The following is a 3,369-nucleotide window of genomic DNA, read 5'->3' on the forward strand; positions in this document are numbered from 1 at the left end:
CAAGCCGAATCATTTTTATCTGAACTTAAACATTATGTAATCCCATTTAAAAATGTTACGGAAAAAACAATAACAAAACTATTTCCTAAAGCTAAGAAATTGAAGGTTCCCCCTCTTGAAGAGATAGATTTTAAGGAAATATCTTATTTAGGTTGGTATGATATTCGCTCAGAAAGAAAATTTCTTATTGTTGATTACAATGGAAAATTAAAGGGGATACAAGGGACTTTTCAGGAAAGTAATAAAGGAATTTGTTCATTATGTAACCAACATCAAGATATTGGATTGTTTATGTCTAAAGTGAAAGCTGGAAAAGAAACGTATACAAATAGAGGTAATTACATTTGCAGCGACAGTCATAAATGTAACCAAAATCTAATCACATTAGATGAATTGAATAAATTCGTTGAACTGTTAAATAAATAACTGAGGGATCACCCCCTCTTATCTATTTGGCAAATGAGACCCTTAACTACTACGACCTCTGCTGCCTTCTTACCGTTTACGAGCTCATCACTGAGCTCGTTGTTTTCTTTAAGAAATTTCTTCATCTCGAAAACCGCGATAAGACCTCCCCGGGTAAGTCTAACCGCTTTCGTCTCGTAGACACTGGATTTACTGTAGGAGATTCGGGCAGTGTTGGACTTCGTTTTGTTGAGGAAACTCGTCCCTCTCCATTCAGCCTTATATCCAATTTGTGTACGTTGTCCCGAGGTTTTGCGCCCGGCTTCCTTCAGATTCTAGGTSGTCACCCTAGACACCCTTGTCATTCGCTAACAGTTTCCACCGCCAAGCCTGTAGTGGACTTTCACCACCTAGCTGTTAGACATGCCGGGCACAATCAAAAGAACCGTAGCCCAATAATAGAGCTACGGTTCTTTTCTATTTATTAGCAGTGGAGGTCGAATGAATCCTTCCTACTTCTCTAACCTATTAAACGGCTGAGCTTTTTTAGTTTTGGATTGAACTTTCTCTTTCGCTTTCGTTAGGCCTTTGGCATGATCGACAGGTAAGTGAACAGGTCTTTTACCCCCTTTACCATTTGGTAATTGATGAGCAGGATGTTCTTCCTCAACTTCATCTAGCTCTTCTTCAAGGCCTGTCAAATCAAATTGTGTAGCAGGATCTACTTGAACATTCACATTATCAAGGTTAATATGTCCCCAACCACCTGTTGCACGGTCAACAACTTTTATATATAATTCTTCCCCCCTATATTCAGAGGCATCCCACTTTACTCTTCGATATTGTTCAGAGTTATGACCGGTGGCTTTCATTAAATATTCACCGTCAGATGCTCTTACTAAAGCGATATACAATTGATCAATGATGTCTCCTCCAGCTACTAAGAAATCAATTTGACCGTTACCACCTAGTATGAAATTCTGTGATTTCATCACTCCGGTTGCACCGTCTCCATCATGATCAGGGTTATATCCCCAATAATGATAATGATTCGGATCAATAGCCGTGTGCGCCTGATTAAATGGACCACCCCAGCCCCAATCATAACGATTGGTAATGTGGTCAGCAGTGAACGCCTGGCCTTCTTCGACGATCCATCCTGTCAGATCTCCTGTCTGGAAGTCGTGATTGGGTAGCTGTTTATGATCTGGAACTTCTTCCACATCTGGCCAATGGGCCGGTACGGTTTCGCCATAAGCAGATCCTAATTCCCACACTTCCATTGACTTGATGGTGACGTTGCCATTTTCACTCCATAGCTCTAATCCTAGTGCATCAAAGCGAGTTGGATACACTCTTGATGTAAGGCTCTTATACCCATTTGCATAAGCCTCTACCATCGATYGGTCTAAATAAATATGAAGCTTCAAGTTCTCACCGTCTAGGTCCATCACTTCTCCTTGAACCCCTTTTCGAACATCCTTATCTAAACTAGACTTATTGCGATCAATCGTGTACATCGAATTCTCAAAATCATAAGAAATGAGCGTTTCTTCTTCGCCATTCTCACTACGTCTTACTTTAATGCCAAATTCACTTTCATTCTGATTGTCTACTTCTAGAATAATCTCTAATAGATCTCCTTGAACGTCTGATAATAGATCATTGGCTTTAGAGATCTTTTGATTCTTAAATGAAGCTAATTGCTTGGTTCGAAGTTCTTGTAACTCTTCAATTGGTTCGATTCCGAGTTCATTATTTTTCCGTAAAGTAAGGCTTAATGGTAACCCGGCATTATGTGCCCAACCTGCATCATGCTGCGCTTGTTCCGATCGTTTCCCTTGAGCAATRCTAAACAAGATCGAACGACCATCATGATCGACAAACCCACTCGGACCCGTGAAATGTTCTCCCTTATCAAAGATTCTTGGGTCAGAATGGTCAGGAGTAAATTCAAGGTTATCTTTATCCCATGTTCCAATCCAATGCCATACATATTTCACATTGTGAGGACTATAGCCTTCATACCACGGATTGACAAAAAGAACATGCTTTCCTGTATCATTTCCATCTTCGTCATTCAAAGGTAAGAAAACAGGCAGCTCCCATACTTGGCCGGTCTCAGGGTAGTTCGCGAAATCGCCAACTAAAAACGGCTTTTCATATGTCCAATTCTCTAAGTCTGTTGAAGTATAAAGCAGCGCTGTACCACCGACACTGCTGTCGCCATCTCTAATTCCAGAACCGACTAATTGATACCATGTATCCCCGTCTTTCCACACATACGGATCTCTAAATTGTCCGTACCAAACTTCCCCTTCATCTGCCTGTAAGTTTGGTGCCTGTACCGTTACAGGCTCCTCATTCATTTTCCAATTGGGTAAATTGAAATCTCCATCTTCTGCAAAGGTACTTCTTGCTAGACCAGTCATTTGATTTGGAAATTTACTATCATCACCCGCTGTAAATAATAAAACAGGTAGACCATCTGCATCAAAGGTGGCATCTCCTGACCATACGCCATCTGGTGTGACTGAACCTCCATCTGGAGCAAGCGCAACCGGCATATCTTCCCAATGAACCATGTCATCACTGACCGCATGTCCCCAATGAATATGGTTCCAATACGGACCTTGTGGGTTATGCTGATAAAAGATATGGTATTTCCCATTAAAATAAAAAGGAGCATGTGGCTCATTCATCCAATGTTCAGGTGAAATAAAGTGATACTGTGGTCGATGACGATCTCCGTCAAAGCGACTACGATCCATTGCTAGATTCGGAGTTGGATGCTCTCCATTTTCAAAAGCATTCACATATTCGTTATATATCTCATTAACTTTTTCAGCGCTATAGGAATCACTAAAGATTTTCACTTCATCCATTAAGCCGTTAAACATATTCGCTGCAAACGTGCCATTGATGATCGCTGGATGATTATGTTTCCCAACGATAAGCGGCTCT

2 protein-coding genes are annotated in these 3,369 nt (G+C 40.9%); one reads left to right on the forward strand and one right to left on the reverse strand.

The window, feature by feature from the left end; genetic code table 11:
* The coding region (locus tag AB685_RS28820; RefSeq protein WP_047974043.1) for an elongation factor G-binding protein at nt 1-426 on the forward strand (426 nt) is incomplete at its 5' end.
* Nucleotides 427-917: 491 nt separating this feature from the next.
* Here the strand turns inward: AB685_RS28820 and AB685_RS28825 are convergent.
* Nucleotides 918-3,369 (reverse strand): glycoside hydrolase family 32 protein (locus AB685_RS28825; RefSeq protein ID WP_131709678.1); only part of this gene is annotated, 2,452 nt, incomplete at its 5' end.

The organism is Bacillus sp. LL01 (genome assembly GCF_001037965.1).